At 69.2% G+C, this 22,959-nt stretch carries 19 protein-coding genes; 14 read left to right on the top strand and 5 right to left on the bottom strand.

Going from position 1 to position 22,959, the window contains the following annotated elements; genetic code table 11:
• Positions 1-60 precede the first annotated feature (60 nt).
• The 5 genes from ACODRV_RS00700 to ACODRV_RS00680 all read left to right on the top strand — a co-directional run bounded on the left by ACODRV_RS00700 (position 61) and on the right by ACODRV_RS00680 (position 4,594).
• Positions 61-711: a class I SAM-dependent methyltransferase gene (locus ACODRV_RS00700; RefSeq protein WP_488907085.1), complete on the top strand. Its 651-nt coding sequence runs from the start codon at positions 61-63 to the stop codon at positions 709-711.
• A gap of 110 nt (positions 712-821) precedes the next feature.
• Positions 822-1,217: a hypothetical protein gene (locus ACODRV_RS00695; RefSeq protein ID WP_488907084.1), complete on the top strand. Its 396-nt coding sequence runs from the start codon at positions 822-824 to the stop codon at positions 1,215-1,217.
• Positions 1,218-1,296: 79 nt separating this feature from the next.
• Positions 1,297-2,145: a KPN_02809 family neutral zinc metallopeptidase gene (gene ypfJ, locus ACODRV_RS00690; protein ID WP_488907083.1), complete on the top strand. Its 849-nt coding sequence runs from the start codon at positions 1,297-1,299 to the stop codon at positions 2,143-2,145.
• Between the two features lie 59 nt (positions 2,146-2,204).
• Complete coding sequence (gene proB, locus ACODRV_RS00685; RefSeq protein ID WP_141625775.1) at positions 2,205-3,338, top strand: glutamate 5-kinase; 1,134 nt, start codon at positions 2,205-2,207, stop codon at positions 3,336-3,338.
• Entirely contained in the window at positions 3,335-4,594 is a 1,260-nt protein-coding gene (locus ACODRV_RS00680) for a glutamate-5-semialdehyde dehydrogenase (protein ID WP_488907082.1), read from the top strand. The genes proB and ACODRV_RS00680 overlap by 4 nt, the downstream gene beginning before the upstream one ends.
• A gap of 89 nt (positions 4,595-4,683) precedes the next feature.
• Here ACODRV_RS00680 and ACODRV_RS00675 read toward each other — a convergent pair whose 3' ends face one another.
• Both ACODRV_RS00675 and ACODRV_RS00670 read right to left on the bottom strand, forming a co-directional pair.
• Positions 4,684-5,634: a retropepsin-like aspartic protease gene (locus ACODRV_RS00675; protein ID WP_141625773.1), complete on the bottom strand. Its 951-nt coding sequence runs from the start codon at positions 5,632-5,634 to the stop codon at positions 4,684-4,686.
• Positions 5,635-5,882: 248 nt separating this feature from the next.
• A complete protein-coding gene (locus ACODRV_RS00670) occupies positions 5,883-6,704 on the bottom strand; it encodes an LD-carboxypeptidase (protein ID WP_141625772.1) in 822 nt (273 codons plus the stop codon).
• Positions 6,705-6,874: 170 nt separating this feature from the next.
• On the opposite strand from ACODRV_RS00670, the gene ACODRV_RS00665 reads away from it, so the two are divergent.
• From ACODRV_RS00665 to ACODRV_RS00630, 8 genes are all read left to right on the top strand, one after another.
• Entirely contained in the window at positions 6,875-8,266 is a 1,392-nt protein-coding gene (locus ACODRV_RS00665) for a Mur ligase family protein (RefSeq protein WP_488907081.1), read from the top strand.
• Positions 8,267-8,375: 109 nt separating this feature from the next.
• On the top strand, positions 8,376-9,983 hold the full coding sequence (locus ACODRV_RS00660) for an ATP-binding protein (RefSeq protein ID WP_488907080.1): 1,608 nt from the start codon (positions 8,376-8,378) through the stop codon (positions 9,981-9,983).
• A 41-nt stretch (positions 9,984-10,024) separates the two neighbouring features.
• Positions 10,025-12,046: a TonB-dependent receptor gene (locus tag ACODRV_RS00655; RefSeq protein ID WP_488907079.1), complete on the top strand. Its 2,022-nt coding sequence runs from the start codon at positions 10,025-10,027 to the stop codon at positions 12,044-12,046.
• Positions 12,047-12,099: 53 nt separating this feature from the next.
• Entirely contained in the window at positions 12,100-12,753 is a 654-nt protein-coding gene (locus tag ACODRV_RS00650; RefSeq protein WP_488907078.1) for a PepSY-associated TM helix domain-containing protein, read from the top strand.
• Between the two features lie 21 nt (positions 12,754-12,774).
• Positions 12,775-13,281 (top strand): DUF2271 domain-containing protein, encoded by a 507-nt coding sequence (locus tag ACODRV_RS00645; RefSeq protein ID WP_141625767.1) that lies wholly within the window; start codon positions 12,775-12,777, stop codon positions 13,279-13,281.
• A 12-nt stretch (positions 13,282-13,293) separates the two neighbouring features.
• Positions 13,294-14,094 (top strand): DUF4198 domain-containing protein, encoded by an 801-nt coding sequence (locus ACODRV_RS00640; RefSeq protein WP_488907077.1) that lies wholly within the window; start codon positions 13,294-13,296, stop codon positions 14,092-14,094.
• 86 nt (positions 14,095-14,180) lie between these two features.
• A complete protein-coding gene (locus ACODRV_RS00635) occupies positions 14,181-15,185 on the top strand; it encodes an FAD:protein FMN transferase (protein ID WP_488907076.1) in 1,005 nt (334 codons plus the stop codon).
• Positions 15,182-16,543: a sulfite reductase subunit alpha gene (locus tag ACODRV_RS00630; protein WP_240811720.1), complete on the top strand. Its 1,362-nt coding sequence runs from the start codon at positions 15,182-15,184 to the stop codon at positions 16,541-16,543. Before ACODRV_RS00635 ends, ACODRV_RS00630 begins: the two co-directional genes overlap by 4 nt.
• A 197-nt stretch (positions 16,544-16,740) precedes the next feature.
• On the opposite strand, the gene ACODRV_RS00625 is transcribed toward ACODRV_RS00630, so the two are convergent.
• Positions 16,741-17,418, bottom strand: coding sequence for a Fe2+-dependent dioxygenase (locus ACODRV_RS00625; protein WP_488907075.1), 678 nt, complete (start codon positions 17,416-17,418; stop codon positions 16,741-16,743).
• 107 nt (positions 17,419-17,525) lie between these two features.
• Complete coding sequence (locus ACODRV_RS00620; protein ID WP_488907074.1) at positions 17,526-19,829, bottom strand: TonB-dependent receptor; 2,304 nt, start codon at positions 19,827-19,829, stop codon at positions 17,526-17,528.
• 351 nt (positions 19,830-20,180) lie between these two features.
• Between ACODRV_RS00620 and ACODRV_RS00615 the strand changes: the two genes are divergently transcribed.
• Positions 20,181-21,716 (top strand): putative bifunctional diguanylate cyclase/phosphodiesterase, encoded by a 1,536-nt coding sequence (locus ACODRV_RS00615; RefSeq protein WP_488907073.1) that lies wholly within the window; start codon positions 20,181-20,183, stop codon positions 21,714-21,716.
• A 3-nt stretch (positions 21,717-21,719) separates the two neighbouring features.
• On the opposite strand, the gene ACODRV_RS00610 is transcribed toward ACODRV_RS00615, so the two are convergent.
• Positions 21,720-22,928: an NAD(P)/FAD-dependent oxidoreductase gene (locus ACODRV_RS00610; RefSeq protein ID WP_488907072.1), complete on the bottom strand. Its 1,209-nt coding sequence runs from the start codon at positions 22,926-22,928 to the stop codon at positions 21,720-21,722.
• Between the last annotated feature and the right edge of the window lie 31 nt (positions 22,929-22,959).

The raw sequence follows: 22,959 nt of genomic DNA, 5'->3' as shown, positions 1-22,959 counted from the left end.
AAACATGCCCGGAGCGACTGTCGCGCGGCTCCACGCCCAGCCTCGTGCTAGAGGGCGTCGATGCTGATCACCGACCCGACCGCCTTCATCCTCGAGAACACGCGATTGCAGCCCGTGCCTCATGCGCCGGAGATTTCGCTATGGCTGGCCGATGAGATCACTCCAATCTGGCGGCTGACCGAGGAGGAATTGGGCGAAATGGGGCTGCCGCCTCCCTTCTGGGCCTTCGCCTGGGCCGGAGGACAGGCCGTGGCGCGCTGGCTGCTCGACAATCCCGCGGAGGTGGCGGGCAAGACCGTGCTGGACTTCGCGACGGGCTCGGGCCTCGTCGGCATCGCCGCCATGAAGGCCGGCGCCGCGTCCGTTCTGGGGACTGACATCGATCCCTTCTGTGGTGCGGCTGTCGCCCTGAACGCAGAAGCCAACAGCGTCGTGCTGCGTTTCACCGACCGCGACCTTCTGGACGCTCCACCACCCCCGGTGGACGTGATCTGTGCGGGTGACGTCTGTTACGAGAAGCCGATGAGCGAACGGGTCCTGAACTGGCTGGCGCAGGCGCGCGCCAACGGAACCCGCGTCCTGATCGGCGATCCGGGCCGCACCTATTTCCCCAAGTCCGGCCTCGACTTCCTGGCCGAGTACCGGGTGCCGACCACCCGCGAGCTGGAGGATCAGGAGATCAAGCGCTCGGCGGTGTGGGCGTTGGCCTGATCCACTGGGGCGTCAGGCAGAAATGGATTATGCTGATCGAGCGCCGGAAAGAGCCGCTTCCGGTTCCGGTCACGCTTGGTGACAGCCCCCTTCGGGACCATCTTCCGTCCATGACCCGCGCCCTGATCCTCGCCGCCTTCGTCACGCCGCTGCTGCTGTCCGCACCGGCCCACGCCCAGATCGCGCCTGCTCGCCTGCCGACCGCGCCCTCGACCTGGGACCAGCACCGCCATCAGGCCGATCAGCATCGCTATGAAATGGATCGCCTGCGTCAGCAGAACGAGCAGCGTCAGGCCACCGCTCGCCAACTCGAGCTGCAGACCCGCCAGAACCAGCTCGATCTCCAGAACCGGCGCACCGTCGACCCCTACGTCCCCTCCGCCCCGCCCGCCCTGCGCTCGCCGGAGGAGGAACGCGCCGCCCGTCAGGCCGCCGGCGAGCGCCGCGAGACCACCTCGCAGCGCGTAGGCGAGATCGACGCCTGGCTGGACCGCCGACCGAATTAATCGGCCCGCCCTCGCGGCATCCCTTGCATCGCAACCGCGTTACGGCTTCGCTCGGGTTTGAGGCGAGGGAGGATTGATCATGCGTTGGGAAGGCGGCCGCCGCGGCGGCAATATCGAGGACCGGCGCGGCATGGGCCCGGTCGGCATGGCCGGCGGCGGCATCGGCGCGCTCGTTCTGGCCGCCATCGGCTATTTCGTCTTCGGCATCCCGCCCGAAACCACCCAGCAGATCACCAGCCAGCTCGGCACGGGCATCGGTCAGCAGGAAGGCAAGGCTGGCACGCCAGCGGATCAGGCCGGCCTCTTCGTCGATGTCATCGGCGCCAATATCGACGACGTCTGGCGCTCGAAGCTGCAGGGCTACCAGCCGCCCACCGTCGTCCTCTACGAACAGGGCACCCGGACCGGCTGCGGCATGGGCCAATCCGCCATGGGACCCTTCTACTGCCCCGCTGACCGCAAGGTGTATCTGGACCTGTCCTTCTGGCAGGAGATGGAGACCCAGCTTGGGGCCTCCGGCGCCGACTTCGCCCGCGCCTATGTCATCGCCCACGAGTACGGCCACCACATCCAGACCCTGACCGGAACCTCCGATCAGGTACGGCAGGCCCAGCAGCGCGCGCGCAGCGAGGCCGAGGGCAACCGGTACTCCGTCGCGCTGGAGCTTCAGGCCGACTGTTACGCCGGCGTCTGGGCCGCCAACGCCTCCGCCGCTTCCGGCGGACAGGTCACGCTCAGCGCGGGCGATCTGGAAGAGGGGCTCAAGACCGCCTCGGCCATCGGTGACGACACCCTGCAACGCCGCTCGGGCCGTCAGGTGTCGCCGGACAGCTTCACCCACGGCTCCTCCGCCGAACGCATGACCTGGCTGCGCCGGGGTTATGAGACCGGCGATCCGAACGCCTGCGATACGTTCCAGAACCTTTAGGCGGGGCCGGAATCTCTAACCGGGTTGTTGCGGCGCACCCGGCGCGGCAAGGTCTCGCCGTGACCTCCTCCGCCGCCTCCGCCCTCGCCGCCTCCCGCCGCCTTGTCCTCAAGGTCGGCTCCGCCCTGCTCATCGACGGCGGGCGACCGAACGGCCCACGGCTGGCCGCGCTGGGGCAGGAGATCGCCGACCTTCGCGCGCGCGGCGTCGAGGTGATCGTCGTCTCCTCCGGGGCCGTGGCGCTGGGCCGGGGCCGTCTGGGCATTTCGAAGTCCGCCCGGCTGGATGAGAAACAGGCCGCCGCCGCCGCCGGTCAGTCCCTGCTCATGCAGGCGTGGGAGGCCGCCCTGTCGCCCCACGGCCTGACGCCCGCACAGGTTCTGCTGACCCGCGATGACACCGAGCGCCGCCGTCGCTGGCTGAACGCCCGCTCGACGCTGGACGCCCTGCTGCGCCTCAAGGCCGTTCCCGTGGTCAATGAGAACGACACCGTCGCCACCGAGGAAATCCGCTATGGCGACAACGACCGTCTCGCGGCGCGCACGGCGCAGCTGGCGCGCGCCGACCTGCTGGTCCTGCTCAGCGACATCGACGGCCTCTATGACGCCGATCCGCGAAGCCACCCTGACGCCGCCCACCTGCCGCTGGTCGAGGCCCTGACCCCCGAGGTCATGGCCATGGCGGGCGAGGCCAACGCCTCCGCCTCGGTCGGCACGGGCGGCATGCGGACCAAGCTGGAGGCCGCCCGTATCGCTCGCTCGGCGGGTTGCGCCACCGTCATCGCTTCCGGTCTCACCGATCGCCCGCTGGCCGCCGTTCTGGACGGTGCGAAGGCCACCCTGATTCCGGCCCCGGACGGCCCCATGGCGGCGTGGAAATCGTGGATCGCGGGCAGCGTCGATCCGGCGGGTCGGCTGGTCGTCGACGCCGGCGCCGTCGCCGCCCTGCGCGCCGGCAAGAGCCTGCTCCCCTCGGGCGTCCAGCGGATCGAGGGTCGGTTTGACCGGGGCGACAGCGTGCTGGTCGTGACCCCCGACGGCGCCCGCGCCGCCGTGGGTCTCGCCGCCTTCTCAGCCGAGGAAATGGCCCTGATCCGGGGCCGCCAGACCGGCGAGATCGAGGGACTGGTGGGCTACAAGGGTCCACAAGTCGCCATCCACCGCGACGATCTGGTTCTGGAGGGCGCGGCATGACCCTCGCCGAAGACATGCTCCAGCGTGGCCGCCGCGCCCGCGCCGCCGCCGACCTGATCCGTCTCGCCACGCCGGAGACCCGCACCCGCGCGCTTCAGGCCGCCGCCGTCGCTCTGCGCGCCCACGGCGAACGCATTCTCGCCGCCAACGCGGAGGACATCGCCCGCGCCCGCGAGACCGGCCTGTCAGAGGCCCTCATCGACCGGCTGGCGCTCACCCCCGCCCGTCTGGACGCCATCGCCCGTGCCGTGGACGAGGTCGCCGCCCTGCCCGATCCGCTGGGGCGCGAGACCGCTCGCTGGTCTCGCCCCAACGGTCTGGACATCGCCCGCGTTTCCACTCCCATCGGCGTACTGGCCATCATCTATGAGAGCCGCCCCAATGTGACGGCGGATGCCGCCGCCCTGTGCCTGCGCTCGGGCAACGTCGCCCTGCTGCGCTGCGGATCGGACTGCCTGTCGTCCTCGCTGGCGATCCACGCCGCCATGGTCGAGGGGCTGGAGGCGGCAGGCCTGCCCGCCGACGCGATCCAGCTGATCGACACCCCGGACCGCGCCGCCGTCGGCGCCCTGCTGACGGGGCTGGAGGGCGCCATCGACCTGTTGATCCCCCGCGGTGGCAAGAGCCTGGTCGCCCGCGTGCAGGCCGAGGCCCGGGTGCCCGTGCTCGGCCACCTCGAGGGCGTGAACCACACCTATGTCCACGCCGCCGCCGACCCGGCCATGGCCGAGGCCGTGCTGGTGAATGCGAAAATGCGCCGCGTCTCCGTCTGCGGCGCCACCGAGACCCTGCTGATCGACCGGACCTGCGCGCCCGCCTTGTTGCCCCGCCTCGCCGCCGCCCTGGAAGCCGCCGGGTGCAGCCTGCGCGGGGATGAGGAAAGCCGCGCGCTGGCCCCCTCCATCACCGAGGCGTCCGAGGCCGACTGGACCACCGAATACTTGGCGCCGATCCTGGCTGTGCGCGTGGTCGAGGACCTGCCTCACGCGGTGGATCACATCCGCCGCCACGGCTCGGGCCACACCGAGGCGATCATCACGGAAGATCCGGAGGCCGCCGCCGCCTTCCTCAACGCCGTCGACAGCGCCATCGTCATGTGGAACGCCTCGACCCAGTTCGCCGACGGGGGCGAGTTCGGTTTCGGCGGCGAGATCGGCATCGCCACCTCCCGCCTGCACGCGCGCGGCCCGGTCGGGGCCGAGCAGTTGACCAGCTACAAATATGTGGTGCGCGGGACGGGGCAGATCAGGGCGTAGGAGGTGGGGTGTGGGGTGTGGTCTGTGGAAGCCAGCGCCCCCGGGCCTCTTGTCTCGTACCCCATCCCCTACACCCGACACCCCACGCCCTACATCCCGATGGTCAGGTCCAGCGGGCGCTCGATGTGCAGCGTACCCTTGCCGAGGTCCAGCGCCGCCCGGCGGTCCCGGAACGCCTCCATCCCGACCAGTCCGCCGGGGAAGTTCGGCAGGGGCGGCTGATCGAACACGCCGACGTCCACCCGCTCATAGAGATGGTCGGCGAAGGTCACCGTCCGCGCCTCGACGATCGTTGATTGCATCGAGCCGCCCAGCACCAGACTGACGCCGGACCGCTCGGGACGACCGTCCAGCAGTCCTGCCGTCGTCGCGGCGTCCCGGCTCAGCCCCAGCAGGGATGAAGCGCCCGTGTCGATGATGGCGCGCACCGTCGCGCCTTCCACCGTCAGATCGGCGGCCAGCGCCGTGCCCTGCCGGTGCACGGCCGCCTCGATCAGGTCCGGCGGTCGCACGAAGGCGTCACGTCTCACCAGCCGCGCGTATCGCCGCGCGGGGTCCAGCGCCAGCACGGCCTCGCCCAGCACATCCTGCCCGATGATCAGAGGCGTCCGCAGCCCGGTCTCGGCGGCCAGCGGCCCGAGATCCAGGATCGCCGCCCGTAGCTTGCGGATCGACAGCCCCGGCAACTCCAGATCCACCGATGCGCCCCGCCCCACCTGCGTGCCGCCGCCCACGCCGTAAGCCAGCAGCGGCATGTCGAACGATCGCCGCCCCTCGTTCGGCAGTCCGGCGAAGAACGCCCTGTCGATGACCGAATACTGGGCGCCGCTGTCGATCAGGGCCAGCACCTCGCGCCCCTCGATCTTCACCGCGACGGTAGGCGTCGGGGCCGGTCGGCCATAGGGCATCCAGATCGTGGCCCCGTCGGCCTCGAACACCAGCTCCGGCTTTGGCCACAACAGATGATCCTTCGCCCACCACGCGCCGCCCGCGACGGCGAGCAGCCCGGCGGCGCGGATCAGAAGGCTACGACGGTTCATCGCCGCCAAGATGGCGTGTGTGGCCACAGGACGCCAGCGGCGAGACGTCGCGTATGACAGAAGTGTCGGTGATCCTGAGGACGACGAACCGGTCAGCGCCCCCCGACGCTGACCGGCCCGCCCGCGAGGCCGGTATCCCCGAACCCCCGCCAACCCCGGATCCGGGACCACAGGGTTACCAGACTGTAAATGCCCACCCGGCCGGGCGCTGTCCACTGCCTTCGCGGGGTTGGCGAAGAAAATGTGTCCTAACGGTGTCCGAACGGCACCACCTTGTTCGCGCCGTCATGCCCGATGTCGGCGCTGCCGAGGTAAGCAATTCCCGACCGCTGGCACCAGTAGCGGGTGATTTCCTCGGCGGTCAGGCCGAAATCGGGGTCGTTCTGCACGATCTCCGACACCCGCCCCAGCCGGATGCCCGCCACCTTGCGGATCGAAGGCTGGCTGGTCAGGTGGAACATCATGCGGTCGATCCGGTACAGCGGCTCGGACACGTCCTCCAGCATCAGCACATGACCGGTCAGGTCCGGCTCCAGATAGGTGCCGACCAAGGCGTCGAGAATGCTCAGGTTGAACGCCACAGCCGGACGCGGATCTTCGTGCAGCGACGGCTCCCACGATGACGACGCTCCCGTCTTAAGCCAGTTCAACGCTCGCCAGGCGGTCTCATCATGGCGCACCGAGTCCGACGCCATCGGCCCGTGCGCCACATGCGGGAAGCCCGCCTTGTAGAGCCCCGCCAGCAAACTGCCCGCGTCGGAGTAACCCAGATACCGCTTGCCCCGAGACACATCGGTCAGGCGCGGCAGCACCGCCTCCGCGATCCGGCACGAACCATAGCCGCCGCGCGCGAACCACACCGCATCCAGCCTCGGATCATTGGCGAACTCGACAAAGGCGTTGGCGCGCGTGGCGTCATCCCCGCCGAAATGACCGTGCTTCTGAAACACCGCCGGGTGGAAGACGATCTTGATCGACCCGTCCGGCACATTCGCGGCGAACCAGGCCTCGATGGCCTCGCCCCGCTCCTTCGAGAAGCGCGAACTGGCGTTGACGATGCCGATCTTCACAGTGGCGAACCTTCCTTGAAGCCCTGTCTTTGCACGACGCCCGCCCCGGCAAAAGCCCTCTCCTGAGCACGAAAGGCTCCCAAGCCTCTCGCGCCAACCCGGTCTCGATAGCGGCCCTACCCCATCCCCAACCCCTTCCCCCTCGAGGGGAAGGGGCTTAGTCACGTCGTATGACTCAGGACGACTATTTCTTCTGCGGCGTGGGCGGCTCCGGGATGCTGCCGCTGGCGATGATTGTGCAGGCGCGCGGCCATCGCATCGAGGGCTCCGACCGGTCCCGCGATCAGGGCCGCACGCCCGAGAAATTCGCCTGGCTCGAAGCCCATGGCGTCGCCCTGCATCCGCAGGACGGCTCCGGCGTCACCCGCGCGGACCAGATCGTCGTCGCCACCGGCGCGGTCGAGGACACCGTCCCTGACATCGGTGCCGCCAAGGCTGTCGGGGCGACTATCAAGACCCGTCCCCAGCTGCTCAGCGAACTGTTCAACGCCGCTCCCGCCTCCATCGGCGTGGCGGGCACCTCGGGCAAGTCGACCATCACGGGCATGATCGCCTGGATTTTGCATCAGGCCGGGCGCGAGCCGACCGTCATGAACGGCGCCGTGATGAAGAATTTCGCCGACGCGGATCACCCTTTCGCCAGCGCCCTGATCGGCGGTCCGGACCTGTTCGTGTCCGAGGTCGATGAAAGCGACGGCTCCATCGCCCGCTATGATCCGACCGTCGCCGTCGTCTCCAACATCTCGCTCGACCACAAGTCGATGGAGGAGTTGCGCGAGCTGTTCGGCGGCTTCACCGACCGCGCCGACATCGCCGTGCTGAACCTCGACAATCCGGAGACCGCGGCTCTCGCCCAGGCCCTTCCGCTTGAGAAGGTCTGGACCTTCTCCCTCAGCGACGCCACCGCCGATCTGCACGCCTCCAGCCTGACGCCGCAACCGACCGGCATGAGTTTCGACCTGGCGGAGCGGGGCGTCGCGATGCAGCGCGCCATTCTCAACGTCCCCGGCGCCCACAATGTCGCCAACGCTCTGGCCGCCCTCGCCGCCGTGCGCGCGCTCGGCGTGCCTCTCGCCGAGGCCGTCACCGCGTTGGAGACCTTCTCCGGCATCCGCCGCCGGATGGAGGTGGTCGGGATCGCGAACGACGTCACCGTCATCGACGACTTCGCCCATAACCCGGACAAGATCGCCGCCACCCTGAAGACGCTTCACGCTTTCGACGGCCGACTGCTGATCCTGTTCCAGCCGCACGGTTTTGGTCCCCTGAAGCTGATGCAGTCCGAATTCATCGAAACCTTCGTCGGCCTGATGCGCCCCGACGACGTGCTGCTGATGCCCGAGCCCGTCTATTACGGCGGCACCACCGACAAGTCCGTCGGGTCGGAGGACATCGCGTCGGGCATCCGCGCCGCCGGTCGAAACGCCGAGGCCCTCTCCACCCGCGACGCCTGCGGCGACCGTATCGTCGAGCTGGCCCGTCCCGGCGACCGGGTCATCGTCATGGGCGCCCGCGACGACACCCTCTCGACCTTCGCTGCGAACCTGCTCCAGAGACTTTAGGTCCGCTTACGGACTGATATTCAAGAGAATATCTCGAAACATTCACGCACGGCAAAGCTGGTATTAAGTGGATGCCCCTATCCCGGCCTCCGTTCAGGAGTGCGCGTGAATGGCCAGAATCGGAGACTTCGTCAGCGAGGCCGAGCCCATAGGGCCGGACACCCCGGGCGCGCACGTCTTCGAACGGTTCGAGCGCGAGCCCGACACCCTCGCCATCGCGGTCATCGACGCCGAGCGCCGTCCTGTCGGACTGGTCGAGCGCAACGCCTTCACCCTGCGCATGGCCGCCGAGTTCGGCCGCGCCCTCTATGCCCGCCGCCCGGCCTCCAGCTTCATGGACCCGTCGCCCCGGGTGCTCGACGCCGACGCGGACGCCGAAACCCTGTTCGAGACGCTCGACGCCGGCAACCTTGGCGCCCTGCTCAACGGCTTCGTCGTGGTGTCAAAGGACCGCTATGTCGGTGTCGGCGCGGGCGTTCACCTGCTGCAGGCCGGCAGCGCCATCCACCGCAATCGCGCCCAGGCCATGAGCGTGCTGGCCCGCGATCTCGCCCGCGCCGAGCAGGAGGCCCGCACCTCCAGCCGCGCCAAGTCCGAGTTCCTCGCGGTCATGAGCCACGAGATCCGCACGCCGCTGAACGGGGTGCTGGGCGTCGCCGCCCTGATGGAGCGCGAACTGACGCAGGACGCCATGCGCCCCTACGTCCGCACCATTCTGGACTCAGGCCAGAGCCTGCTGCGCCTGCTGACCGACGCACTGGATATGTCCCGCGCCGAGGCCGGGTTGATGACCTTCGAAACCGGGGTCGTCTCGCTGGACGCCGTCGCCCGCGACCTGAAGGCCCTGTGGGAGCCCCGCGCGGCGGAGAAGACCCTGACCCTCACGATCGCCTGTGATCTGGCCGACGCCCCTTGCGTCGATGCCGACGAGGTCCGGCTGAAGCAGTTGCTCAACAACCTCATCGGCAACGCGATCAAGTTCACGCCCGCGGGCGAGGTCGCCGTTCACATAACCGCACGCGCCGAGGGCGCCGACGCACACCTGTCCGTCACCGTGGACGACAGCGGCCCCGGCATCGCCGAGGACACCGCGGCCACCATCTTCGATCCGTTCAACACCGGCCGCGCCGGTCGCGAGGGCGCGGGCGCCGGCTTGGGCCTCGCCATCTGCCGCCAGATCGTCGAGCGGATGAACGGCCACATCGGCGTCCAGCGCTCGCCTCGCGGCGGCGCCCGCTTCGCCTTCGACCTGCGCCTGCCGCTGGCCACGGCGGAGATGGCCGCCGACAGCACGCCCGCCGAGCCCACCCCGCACGAGACCCTGCATGTGCTGGTCGTGGACGACAACGCCACCAACCGCTTCGTCGCGGGCAAGGTGCTGGAGCTTTTCGGCTGCACCCACGAGACCGCCGAGAACGGTCAGGAAGCCGTCGACCGTGTCCAGCAGGGCCGGTTCGATCTGATCCTGATGGATGTAAAGATGCCGGTGATGGACGGGGTTCAGGCCACGCGCCTGATCCGGGCCCTGCCCGGCCCGGTCTCCGCCCTGCCCATTCTCGCCCTGACCGCCAACGCCGATCCGCGCGACGAGGCCGACTATCTCGCCGCCGGAATGGACGGCGTGGCCCAGAAGCCGATCCAGCCCGACGTTCTGCTCGACGCCATTCGCCGCGTCCTGTCGGCCACACCGGAGGGTCAAGCGGCGCGGGCCGCATAACAGGACGCAACCCCACGCGGATCGAGGTATTGTCCCGCTTGATGTTGCAAGTGCCCCCGCCTCCCCCGACCGACCTGCCCGAAATCGTCGTCACCGGTGCGCGCCTGCCCCCGGCGGCGGGCGAGGCGGCCTTCGCCGTCATCAGGCTCGATGAACGCGACCTGCGCGTCGAGCAGCGGCTGGACGAGGCGCTGTCCTCCGTCCCCGCCGTCTCCCTGTTCCGTCGCACCTCCAGCCTCGCGGCCAATCCGACGACACAGGGGATCAGCCTGCGGGCCATCGCCCCCTCGGGCGCGGGCCGGACGCTGGTGACGCTGGACGGCGTGCCGGTGAACGATCCTTTCGGCGGATGGGTGATCTGGTCCCAGCTCCCGACGGAAAGCCTGTCCGCCCTCGACATCGTGCGCGGCGCCGGCGCCGGTCCTTACGGCGCGGGCGCCCTGACAGGCGTGATCCAGCTGCGTGAGCGGGACACGGGCTGGACCGTCGACGCCTCAATCGCCGAACGCGGCGGCGCCCGCCTGTCGGCCTCCGGCGCAACCGATCTCGGCCCGGCGCGCGTCGTCGCCTCGGGTCTGTACGAGACCAGCGACGGCTATGTCCCTGTACGGGGCGCGGCCGCCGGCGCCGCCGACACCCCGCTCGATCTGGAGGTTCAGGCCGCTTCCGTCCGCGCCGACCTGCCCGTCGGTCCCGCCACGGTGTCACTGCGCGCCTCCGCCTTCGAGGAGGATCGCGGCTCGGGTCTCGCGGGGGCGCGTTCGACCGCCTCGGGCAACGCCCTGTCGGCCACCGCCGCCGTCCAGCCCGACGCCGACCGACCCGGCTGGCGGCTACAGGTCTGGCGGCGCGAAAGCGATCTGGCCAACACCTCCGTCGCCGTCGCCGCCGACCGCGCCACGACAACACCGGCCAACAACCAGTTCGGGACGCCCGCCGTCGGCTGGGGCGTCAACGCCGCCCTGCGCCGGGTTCTCGTCAGCGGCATCGGTCGCGTCGAATGGGAACTGGGCGCCGACGCCCGTTTCGCCGACGGCGAGACCCGCGAGATGTTCCGCTACATGGGCGGCCAGTTCACCCGCGACCGCATCGCGGGCGGTGAAACCTCCGTCGTCGGCGCCTATGCCGAGGGCTCGTGGACGACCGGCCCCTGGCTGTTCGCGGGCGGCCTGCGCGCCGATCGCTGGGAGAACACCGACGGCCATCGCTTCGAGCGCGACCGCCAGACCCTCGCCGTCACGCTGGATGAGACCGATCCCGACCGATCCGGCGAAGTCGTCAGCGCCCGCCTCGGCGTCCGCCGCGACATTGGCAACGGACAGGCACTTCGCCTCGCCGCCTACACCGGCTTCCGCCCCGCTACCCTGAATGAGCTCCACCGCCCGTTCCGCGTCGGCAACGACCTGACCGAAGCCAACGCCGCGCTCGAACCCGAGACCGTCACCGGCGCCGAAGCGGGCTGGAGCTGGACCGGCGGTCGCGCGTCCCTGACCGCCACCGCCTTCTGGACCCGGCTGGACGACGCCATAGTCAACGTCACCATCGGCGCTGGCCCGGCCACCTTCCCCCGCGCAGGCTTCGTCCCGGCGGGCGGCGTCCTGCGCCAGCGCCAGAATGCCGGAACCATCGAGGCCGTCGGCATCGAACTGGACGGCCGGTTCGAACTGACGGACGCCCTCACCCTGCGCGCCGCCCTGTCGCTGACCGACGCCGAAGTGGACGGCGGAACCGCCGCGCCCCAACTGACCGGCCTGCGTCCCGCGCAGGCCCCGCGCTTCAGCGCCGTCACGGGTCTAGACTGGCGGGCCACCGACCGCCTCACCCTCGCCGCCGACGCCCGCTGGGAGAGCGACCGTTTCGAGGACGACCTGAACAGCCGCGTGCTGGAGGCGGGCGGAACCCTCGATCTGCGCGCCGACTGGAGCCTGAACGACACGACCACCCTCTGGGTCAGCGCCGCCAACCTGTTCGATGCGGAAGTCGAGGTGTCCGAAACCGGAACCGGCGTCGCCGGCTACGCCCCGCCCCGGACCCTGGGCGTGGGCGTCAGACTGTCGCGCTGAACGGCCTCGCGGGACGACTTGCAAACGGTTCTCAATTTCGGCATGAACCGCTCGTGACCGAAGCCGCCGCGACAGCTCCCAAGCCCAGGAAAGCCCTGAACGCCACCCGGTCGTTCTGGCTCAAGCAATTGCACCAGTGGCACTGGATTTCGGCGGCCGTCAGCCTGATCGGCCTGATGCTGTTCGCCGTCACCGGCATCACCCTGAACCACGCCGCCTCGATCCCGGCCGAGCCGGTCACCGCGACCGCCACCGCCACCTTGCCCTCGCCCCTGCTGGAGCGCCTGTCCGCCTTTCCGGAAGAGACCACCGATCCGGTCCCCGACGCCGTCGCTCGCTGGGCGCGGGACGCCTTCAAGGTGAAGATCGACGGCCGCCCGACCGAGACCACGGTCGATGAAATCTACGTCGCCCTGGCCGAGCCCGGCGGCGACGGCTGGCTGACGATCGACCGCGCCACCGGCGAAGCCTCGCGCGAGCGCACCACCCGCGGCTGGATCGCCTATCTCAATGACCTCCACAAAGGCCGGAACGCGGGCAAGGTCTGGTTCTGGTTCATCGATATCTTCGCCGCCGCCTGCATCATCTTCGCCGTCACCGGCTTCGCCCTGACCTGGATGCACGCGAAGCAGCGCCCCTCGACCTGGCCTCTGCTGGGTCTCGGCCTGCTGATCCCCGTCATCATCGCCCTTCTGTTCATTCACTGACGCCCTCCCCCGGACCTCATCATGCGTAAGTTGCCTATCGCCCTGACCGCCGCCGCAGCCGCCGCCGTCGCGACCCCGGCCCTTGCCGCCGATCTGAACGTCACCGTCCAGATTCCGACTCTCAGCGTCGCCGCCTATCACCGTCCCTATGTCGCGGTTTGGATCGAGCGCCCGGACAACACCGCCGTCCGCACCCTCGCCGTCTGGTATGAGGTCTCCAACGTCCGCGAGGGCAAGGACTGGCTGAAGGACATGCGCACCTGGTGGCGTCGGGGCGGCCAATCGCTGAACCTGCCCGCCGATGGCGTCTCCAGCGCCACCAAGGCGCCCGGCACGCACACTGTCCGCATCCCCGCCGCCCGACTGCGCGACCTGCCGGCCGGCGACTATGTGATCGTTGTCGAGGCCGCCCGCGAGCTCGGCGGGCGTGAAGCTGTCCGCGTCCCCTTCCGCTGGGGCGCTCCCAACACCGGCCGCGCGGCCGGGACCCGTGAACTCGGCGCCGTCACCGTCGCCGTCACCCGCTAAAGGAAGCCTGCCATGAAGAAGTCCCTCGCTCTCATCGCGGCGCTCGCCGCCCTCGCCCTGCCGCTCTCGGCCCAGGCTCACCGCGCCTGGCTGGCCCCGACCTCGACCTCGCTCTCGGGCGCCGAGGCCTGGGTCGGCTTCGACGCCGGCATGTCCAACGGCGTCTTCATTCCCGATCACGCCGCGATGAACCTGTCCGGCCTGACCATCACCGCCCCGGACGGCTCAACCGTTCAGGCCGAAAACATGGGCCGCGCCCGCTACCGTTCGACCTTCGACCTGCACCTGACCCAGCAGGGCACCTATCGTGTCGCCAACGTCATGGGCGGCGTGATCGTCAGCTACAAACAGGGCGGTGAGCAGAAGCGCTGGCGCGGGACCGAGGCTGAAATGGCCGCCAACATTCCGGCGGACGCCACCGACGTCGTCGCCACCCGCAACAACAGCCGCATCGAGACCTTCGTCACCCTCGGCGCCACCTCGACCGGCGCGCTGGCTCCGACCAACGAAGGCATTGAGCTGATCCCGGTGACCCACCCGAACGCCCTCGCCGCCGGTGAGGCCGCCACCTTCAAATTCATCCGTGACGGCCAGCCCGTCGCCAATCAGGAAGTCACCATCGCGCGCGGCGGCACCCGCTACCGCGACAACCCCGAAGAGATGACCGTCACCACCGGCGCCGACGGCTCCTTCACCGTCACCTGGCCCGCGGCCGGCATGTACTGGATCAACACCTCGGTCCGCACCGCGGCCCAGGGCGGGCAGATGGCCGCCAACGCCCAGTACAACGGCGCCCTGGAAGTCCTGCCCTGACCCGTCCGGGAGGCCCCCTCTCCCGCCACAGCGCGCCGCCCACGATCATCGTGGGCGGCGATGCTGTTCCGCGCCCTGCGAACAGGGTGCTGATCCCGACCCACGGTCGCGCCCCGGCCCGTCCGCCGTCGGCCCTGATCTGGGATTTCGCGGGCCAGACCATGGGCACCGACTGGTCCGTCCGTCTGGTCCCGCCGCAGGGCGCCGAGCGCGCCGCCTTCCAGTCCGCCATCGACAGGGAACTGGCGCGCCTTATCGCCCTGTTCAGCCATTGGGACAGTCGCTCCGAACTGGCGCGCTTCAACGCCGCGCCTGAAGGTTTCTGGGCGGTGTCCGAACCCTTCTGGCAGGTGCTGACCCGCTCGCTCGATCTGGCGGACGACACCGACGGCGCGGTCGACCCGACCCTCGGCGCCCTGGTCGATGTCTGGGGCTTCGGCCCGCCCGGTCGGCGTCCCGCCGACGCCGCCCCTCTGCCTTCCGACGACGAGATCGCCGCCGCCGCCGCCGTCTCCGGCTGGAACCGCCTGCGCCTCAATCGCGACCGTCGCGCGGTCCAGCAGATCGGCGGGCTGAAGCTCGACCTGTCCGGCATCGCCAAGGGCCACGCCGTCGACCGCCTGTCCGAGGTGCTCTCCGATATGGGCGCCGGGCATCATCTGGTCGAGATCGGCGGCGAACTGCGCGGTCGCGGGGTGAAGCCGGACGGCCACCCCTGGTGGGTCGAGCTGCAACAGCCGCCGGGAGCCTCCGCGCCCCGCACCGTCGTCGCCCTGTTCGACCTCGCCGTCGCCACCTCCGGCGACTGGGTCCGCAGCTACGCCGTCGAAGGCCGCCGCTACAGCCACACGCTCAACGGCCGCACCGGTCGCCCGATCGAAAACGGCGTCGCGGGGGTCACCGTACTGACCGACACCGCGATGTATGCGGACGCCATGGCCACGGCCCTGACCGTCATGGGCCCGACAGAAGGCCCGGCCTTCGCCACCGACATGAAGATCGCCGCCGCCTTCGTCGTGCGCGGCGCCGACGGCGCGCTCACTGAAACCGTCACTCCGGCCTTCCGGGCCATGTTGGAAGAGGGCGCGTGACCACCGATCCCGTGCGTCTGATGTGGGCCGCCGTCGCGGTCGGCCTGTGGCTGCTCAGCATCTTCGCGGTGATCGTCACCCGCGCGCTGGCCAGACGCGCCGCCGCGCGCAAGGCCGCGGCCCTGTCCGGCCCGGACGGCGCCGACACCGTTCTGGTGGCCTTCGCCAGCCAGACCGGTCTGGCCGAGGAACTGGCGTGGATGACGGCCAAAAGCCTGTCCGACGCCGGAACGCCCGCACGCGTGGTCCTGTTGGGCGATCTCGAACCCGCCGAGCTGAAGGCCGCCGGACGCCTGCTGGTCATCGCCTCCACCACCGGCGAGGGCGATCCCCCCGACAGCATGTCGTGGTTCGTCCGCACCGTGATGAAGGCCCCCGCCGATCTGTCGGGCCTGTCCTATGGCCTGCTGGCGCTCGGCGACAGCACCTACGCCGAATACTGCGGTTTCGGCCGCGCGCTGGACAGCTGGCTGAAGCGCTCGGGCGCCGAACCCCTGTTCGATCACGTCGAGGTCGATAACGGCGACACCGGCGCCGTCCGCCACTGGCAGCATCAGCTGGGCCTGATCACCGGCTCGACGGTTCAGGCCGACTGGACGCCGCCCGCCTATGACCGCTGGCGGCTGGTCGAGCGCCGCCTGCTCAACCCCGGCAGCCCCGGCGGCGAGGTCCATCTGCTGGCCTTTGAACCCATCGATCACACGCCCCACTGGGTCGCGGGCGACATCGCCGAGATCGGCCTGCCCGACCCCACTCAGGGCAGCCGCGAGTATTCCGTCGCTTCCCTGCCCTCCGCCGGCCGGGCCGAGTTCATCATCCGCCGCATGACCCGTCCGGACGGCACGCCCGGCCTGGCCTCCGGTTGGCTGACGGGCGACCTCCAGCCCGGCGCCGAGGTCGGCATGCGCATCCGTGTCAACCGCAGCTTCCACGGACCCGACGCCGCCACGCCCCTGATCCTGATCGGCAACGGCACGGGTCTGGCCGGTCTGCGCGCCCACCTCAAGGCCCGCGAGGGTCAGGCCCACGGCGGCGCCTGGCTGATGTTCGGCGAGCGCACCCGCGCCCACGACGCCCTGCTGGACGATGAACTGGAAGCGATGCTGTCCTCCGGCCTGCTCACCCGCCTTGATCGCGTCTTCTCGCGCGACGCAGGGGACGGCCGCTATGTCCAGACGTTGATCACCGAACAGGCTGGCGCGCTCAAGGACTGGCTGTCACGCGGAGCCGTGATCATGGTCTGCGGCAGCCTTGAAGGGATGTCCAAAGGCGTCCACGAGGCGCTAGAAACCGTCATCGGCGCCGAGGGCCTGCTGGGTCTGACCGAAGCGGGCAGGTATCGGCGGGATGTCTACTGACGCCCTGACCGGGCTCGGACGGCGGGCAGTGAGCCCGGAAAGTGACTAGTGGTTAGTGATTAGTGGGTGGCTGGGCCTGCAGCCGGTTCCAGGACGACAACAGCCCGTGACGCCGCGAACCACTAATCACCAACCACTAATCACTTGCCCGCACGGCGCCTGCCGTCCACGCACCACCGCCCGAGCCAGCCGCCCCCTCAGACCTCCGCCCAGCGGCGCATCAGGTTGTGATAGACCGCCGTCAGCTCCAGCACGGCCTGATCCTTCGGCCCCTTGTCCAGACTGACGCGCTGGATCGCGACGTCCAGTCGGAACAGGGTCTCGCGGTCGGCGTCATCCCGGATCAGGCTCTGCAGCCAGAAGAAGCTCGACACCCGCTGCCCGCGCGTCACCGGCGTCACCCGGTGCAGGCTCTTGGACGGATACAGCACCAGATCGCCGGCGGGCAGCTTCACCGACTGCGGCCCGTACATCTCCTCGATGATCAGCTCGCCGCCGTCATAGTCCTCGGGCTCGGACAGGAAGAGTGTGCAGGACAGGTCGCTGCGGATGCGAGTGTTCCCGCGTTGGCGGATTGCATTGTCGACATGCACCCCGAAATGCTCCCCGCCCTGATAGCGGTTGAACAGGGGCGGAAAGACCGTGTGCGGCAGGGCCGCCGACACGAACATCGGATTGGCGTTCAGCGCCTGCTGGATCAGCCCGCCGACCTCGCGCGCCTCCGCCGAATCTTCCGGCAGTTGCTGGTTCACCTTGGCCGTCGCCGACTGGTGCCCAGAGGTGACGTTGCCGTCCGCCCAGGGGCCCTCATCCAGCGTCGCGCGCAACGCCGCGACCTCGGCCTTGGTGAACACTTCGGGAATGTGCAGCAGCATCGCCGCCTCCTCATTGCGCCTGTCTCCGGACGCGGAAAAACCCGGGGGGTCAGGTCATCAGGGAAGACACCTGAACCCCCGGGTTCTACGCCAGAAGACCGTTAGGCCTAGTAGCGCAGATTCAGCGTCAGCAGCGCCTGACGAGCCGGGGCCACATCGGCGTGGTGCACGCCGTTGGTCCGGATGATGTACTCCTCATCGCCCGCATTCTGGATGTTCAGCTGCAGGGAGGCCGTGTCGCTGATGTCGTAGGAGGCGAACAGGTCCACGCGGGTGTATTCCGGCGCATAGATCCGGTTCGTGCCGCCGCCGGCGCCGCCCTGGTTCCCGCCGAAGCTGTCGGAGACGTAGTACAGCCCACCGCCGAGGCTCAGCTTCGGCATCACGCGATAGGTGGTGAACAGGCTGAACGAGTGCTCCGGCGTATTGGCCAGACGCTGACCGTTCAGCGGGTTCGGCAGACCGCCCGTGGTCAGGGCGCCCTTGATCAGCTCCGAATCCATCCAGGTGTAGCCGCCGAACACCTGCCATTCCGGCGTGATGTTGCCCGACACGCCCAGCTCCAGACCCTGTACCCGCACCTCACCGTCCTGAACCACGACCGGCGTGGTCTGGGTCACGGCGTTCTCACGGTCCAGACGGAAGATCGCGGCGCTCAGTTGCAGCTGGTCATGGAACAGGCTGGCCTTGGCGCCGATCTCGTAGCTGGTGGTTTCTTCCGGATCGAGCACGGCCTGCGCCGCGGTCGGGGCTGAGTTCTGGTCGCCGGCGGCGATGGTCGGCGGCGTCGAGGAGGTTGAATACGACGCATAGACGCTGGTGTTGCTGGTCGGCTTGTAAACCAGACCGATCTGGTAGTTGACGAAGTCCCAGTCCGCCGAGGGCGTCTGTGTCTCGGTGACAGCGCCATAGACGCCGGCGGTCGCGGTGGCCGAGCGGTTCACGCCCTCGACCGAATAGCTGTCCCAGCGCAGGCCCAGGTTCAGGATCAGGCGATCCGTCAGATTGATGCTGTCGAAGGCGTAGACGCCGACCGTCTCGGTCGTGCTCTGGCTGGTCGGGCCGCGGTTGATGACGCCCGTCCATGAGTCGCCGGTGTTCGGCGCATAGACGCGGGTGCAGTCGCCGGCGCCGAGGCTGTTCAGGGTCGCGGTCGTCAGCACGAAGCCCGCCGGGCAGGCCGAACCGGCCGTGGTGTAGGTCGAATAGGCCGCGTTGCGGTTCTTCTCGCGGGCCAGCTCCAGACCCACATTGAAGTTGTGGCGGATCGAGCCCGTTGAGAAGGCGCCGGTCAGGTCCGTGACATTGGCCAGGGTGTCGACCGGGTTCCAGCGCGTCTTGGTCCCACGCTTCATCCACCATTCGCCCGCCACGAACTGGGCCGCGCCGCCGTCGCCGGGGTTCGTGACGATGTAGTCGTTCAGCGTCTCGGAGTAGCGCGTCACGTTGCGGATGCGCAGGGTCTCGCTGAACCGGTGCTCGACCGCGACGGTGAAGCTGTCGACCGCATTGTTCAGATAATCGCGGTCTGACAGGCCGTAGAAGCTGCTGTACGGCACATCCAGAATGCCGCTGTCGGTCGTGCGCGTGCCGATCTTGGTGAACAGCGGGATGCCGTAGTCAGGCATCTGGTTTGAATCCAGATGATAGTAGCTGGCGGTCAGGGTCGTCGCCTGCCCCAGACCGATCGCATAGGACAGGCCCAGGCCCCACTTGTCGTAATCGACCGAGTCACGGCCCGGGACATCGCCCTCGGCGGCCATCAGGTTCAGGCGCAGGGCCGAGTTATCGGTCAGCGCCCAGTTCTGGTCGACCGTGCCGCGCAGATAGCTGTCGGTGCCCAGACCGACGCTGTAGCGGCTGAAATTCTGCAGGCGCGGCGCCTTGGAGCCCAGGTTGATCGACCCGCCGCCCGAGCCGCGGCCCGAATAGACCGAGTCCGCCCCCTTGATGACCTCGACCTGCTCCAGATTGAAGACTTCGCGTTGCTGGCCGCCGGTGTCGCGGATGCCGTCCACGAAGATATTGTTGCCCGACGACTGGCCGCGGATGAACGGACGATCCGACAGCGGCTGACCGCCTTCGCCGGCGCCGAAGGTGATGCCCGGCGACGTGCGCAGAATGTCCTGCAACGACGTCGCGGCGGTCTGCTCGATGATCTGGTGCGGAATGATCGTGACCGAACGCGGCGTATCGACCAGCGGCGCGACGAACTCGGGCGATTGCGGCTCGCGGCGGGCGCGCTCGCCCGTCACCGTCACAGTGCCCAGGGTCGTCGCTTCGCGATCCTGCTGGGGGCCGGCCGTCTCGACCACCGGATCACCGGCGAGGGCCGGAGCGGCGGCCAGCAGCATGCCGGCGGCGCTGGAAGCGAAAAGAAGCGAACGAAGCGCATCGGCGCGGTTGGTCATGGGAGCGGTTCCGGGGAGGGGAATGATCTCTGCGAGCGGGTCGCAATATCATCTTCCCTCCTCATCGCAACCATTTTTGAGACGCATTCTCAAAATTCGTCGAGTGTCCCGAGGGCGCGTCAAGGTGACGGAATGTCCCCCGACAATCGCCGCGCCGTCGCTCGCGATTGCGTCTGCCTCGCATTCCGCTTGCGGAACAGCGCTTTACGGAGGATTCACCTGTATCGAGCAGATTGGGCGCGTGAAATCGCGGTCCGTCTGCCAGTACTGGTCGACCCGGATCGGGCGTGGCCCCGCCGACCGCCCGCGCATCCCCACATCCCGCCTCCAGCAACGACCGGAGACGCGCTGATGCCGCCCCCGGCCCTGCCACGCCTGCCGCGCTTCGGTCGGGTCCGGACACGGCTGGCGATCCTGTGCGCCGGCCTGTTCGGGGCGGCCCTGCTGATCTCGGCCCTGCTCCTGCCCCTGCTGCATCCGATCACCGACGCGATGAAGCCGCATGAGGCGGCGGTGTTTGGCGGCCTGTCCTTCGCCGTGGTCGCCCTCATCGTCCTGCTGATCGGGTTCAGGACCATGATACGCGACGTGCGCGACCGCGAGGAGCGACTGACCCACATCGCCCTGCATGATCAGGAGACGGGCGTGCCCAACCGGCTGGCGCTGGAGCGTCTGGCCGCCTCGCAGGACGGCCTGTGGGTCATCCTTGTCGGCATCGACCGCTTCGAGGTGGTCCGGGACGCGATCGGCTACGACGCCACGGCCCGTCTGGTGAATGCTGTCGGGCGCCGTCTGGCCGCCCTGTCCGGCGCCTCCATATCCCGCGTCAGCGCCGCCGTGCTGGGCCTCGTCGTCGTCGCGAAGGATGAGGACGAAGCTCTTTCCATCGCCACCACTCTGTCCGACGCCGCCCGCGCCCCGTTCGATGTCTCCGGCGCGCCCGTCGACATCGCCCTGACCGCCGGGGTCGCCCGCAGGGGCGAGACCGGCGCCCATCTGACATCCCCTGTCGACCGGGCCGCCATCGCCGTCGAGCGCGCCCGCCGTCTGCGCCGTTCCGCCGCCGGTTTCGACGCCGCCGCCTACGGTGATCCGGCCGGCAACCTGTCCCTGATCTCCGAACTGATGGCCGCGCTCGACAACGGCGAGTTCTCTCTGGCCTATCAGCCCAAATACGACTTCCGCGCCGAGCGTATTACCGGGGTGGAGGCCCTCGCCCGCTGGACCCACCCGCGTCGGGGTGAGGTTCCGCCGGACCTGTTCGTCAGCATGGCCGAGGAAACCGGCCACATCCGCCCTTTGACCGAATGGGTGGTGCGTCAGGCCATTCTTGATCAGGCCGTCATGGCCGCCGCCGGGCATGAGGTCATCGTCTCGATCAACATCTCGGGCCGCTTGCTGTCCGACGACAGCTTCGCCGACTTCGCGCTGGAGCAGATCAGCGCCTCCGGCGCCCGCCTGTGTTTCGAGATCACCGAGACGGCGGTCATGCACGACCCCGAACGCGCCCTGGCCGTCATCGACCGCCTGTCCGCCGCCGGGGTGCTGATCTCGCTGGACGACTACGGTTCGGGCCTGTCGTCCCTGACCTATCTGAAGCGCATCCAGGCCGATGAACTGAAGATCGACAAGAGCTTCGTGCTCGACATGGACCAGTCCGGCCGCGACGCCCTGCTCGTCAAGTCGACCATCGATCTGGCCCACGGTCTGGGCCTGAAGATCACCGCCGAAGGCGTCGAAACGCCGACCGCCCTGTCCCTGCTGCGCGGCATGGGCTGTGACATGGCGCAGGGCTATCTGATCGGCCGCCCCAGGCCGCTGGACCTGCTGATCGAGCGCCTGAACGGACCATCGGCCGAGACCGACGCCATCGCCGCGCGGAACTGACGCTCAGCCTGCCGCCACCGCCTTCATCGTCACGGAGGGATCGGCCAGCCGGTCCGCATCCACCGGCGTCTGCTTGCCGATCATCAGACGCCCGGCCATGAACTCGGCGGGCGCATTGACCGCTTCGACGCTCACGATCCGGTCTCCCGCCAGATGAAAGACCGCGAAGCCGCCGGTCGCCGCATCGCCGCGCACCACCTGACGATCCGCCTCGTTCGGCAGTCCGGCGATCTGCAGCTTCAGATCATACTGGTCCGACCAGAACCACGGGACTTCAGGAGCCGGAGCCGCGCGCCCGACGATGGCCGAGGCCGCCTGCTTGGCCTGCTCCAGCGCATTGGGCACGCTTTCCAGACGATGCATGGCGCCGCCGTGGACCGGCACGGGCCGGTAGGTCATGTCACCGATGGCGAAGATCGACGGGTCCGACGTCCGGGCCTCCGCATCCACCACCACCCCGTTCAGGCAGTCCAGTCCGGCCGCCCGCGCCAACCCTTCATTGGCCAGCGCGCCGACGCCCACCAGCACGACATCGGCCTCGATCAACCGCCCGTCCGCCAGCCGCACGCCGGCATCCTCGAACCCGGTCACCTCCGCCGAGGTCAGGATCTCCACCCCGTGGCTGCGATGATAGCCGGTGAAGAAGGCTGACAGGGTTTCCGAGGCGACCCGCGCCAGCACCCGGTCCATCCGCTCGATGACCACCGCCTCGGCGCCCAGAGCGCGGGCCGAGGCCGCCGCCTCCAGCCCCACATAGCCGCCGCCGACCACCGCCAGACGCTTGCCCGGCCCCAGCGCCGCCTTCAGCTTCTCCGCATCCACGAGCGTGCGCAGCTCCAGCAGGTCCGGACGATCCGCCCCCGGAATGGCCAGCCGACGCGCCGTCGATCCCGTCGCCAGGATCAGCACGTCATAGGGTTCGACCGTCCCGTCTCTGAACGTCGCCGTCTTCGCCGTCCGGTCGATGGCCGTCGCGGTCACCCCGGTTCTCAGGGTGATGTTCTGTTCGACATAGAAGCTCTCGGGCCGCAGCAGCAGCGCCTCCAGATCGGCCTCGCCCTTCAGCCAGGCCTTCGACAGCGGTGGCCTCTGATAGGGGGGCGCGGCCTCGTCACCGGCCAGAACGATCGCGCCCTCATGCCCATACTGGCGCAGCAGCGCCGCCGCCGTACCGCCCGCGTGTCCCGCGCCGATGATCAGAACCTTTGTCATGTTTCGCAAGTAGTGCGATCCACCGGGAAAC

The organism is Brevundimonas sp. FG8 (assembly GCF_057808845.1).
The sequence above is the reverse complement of the archived record's forward strand: the minus strand, read 5'-3'. Positions and strand labels throughout refer to the sequence as shown.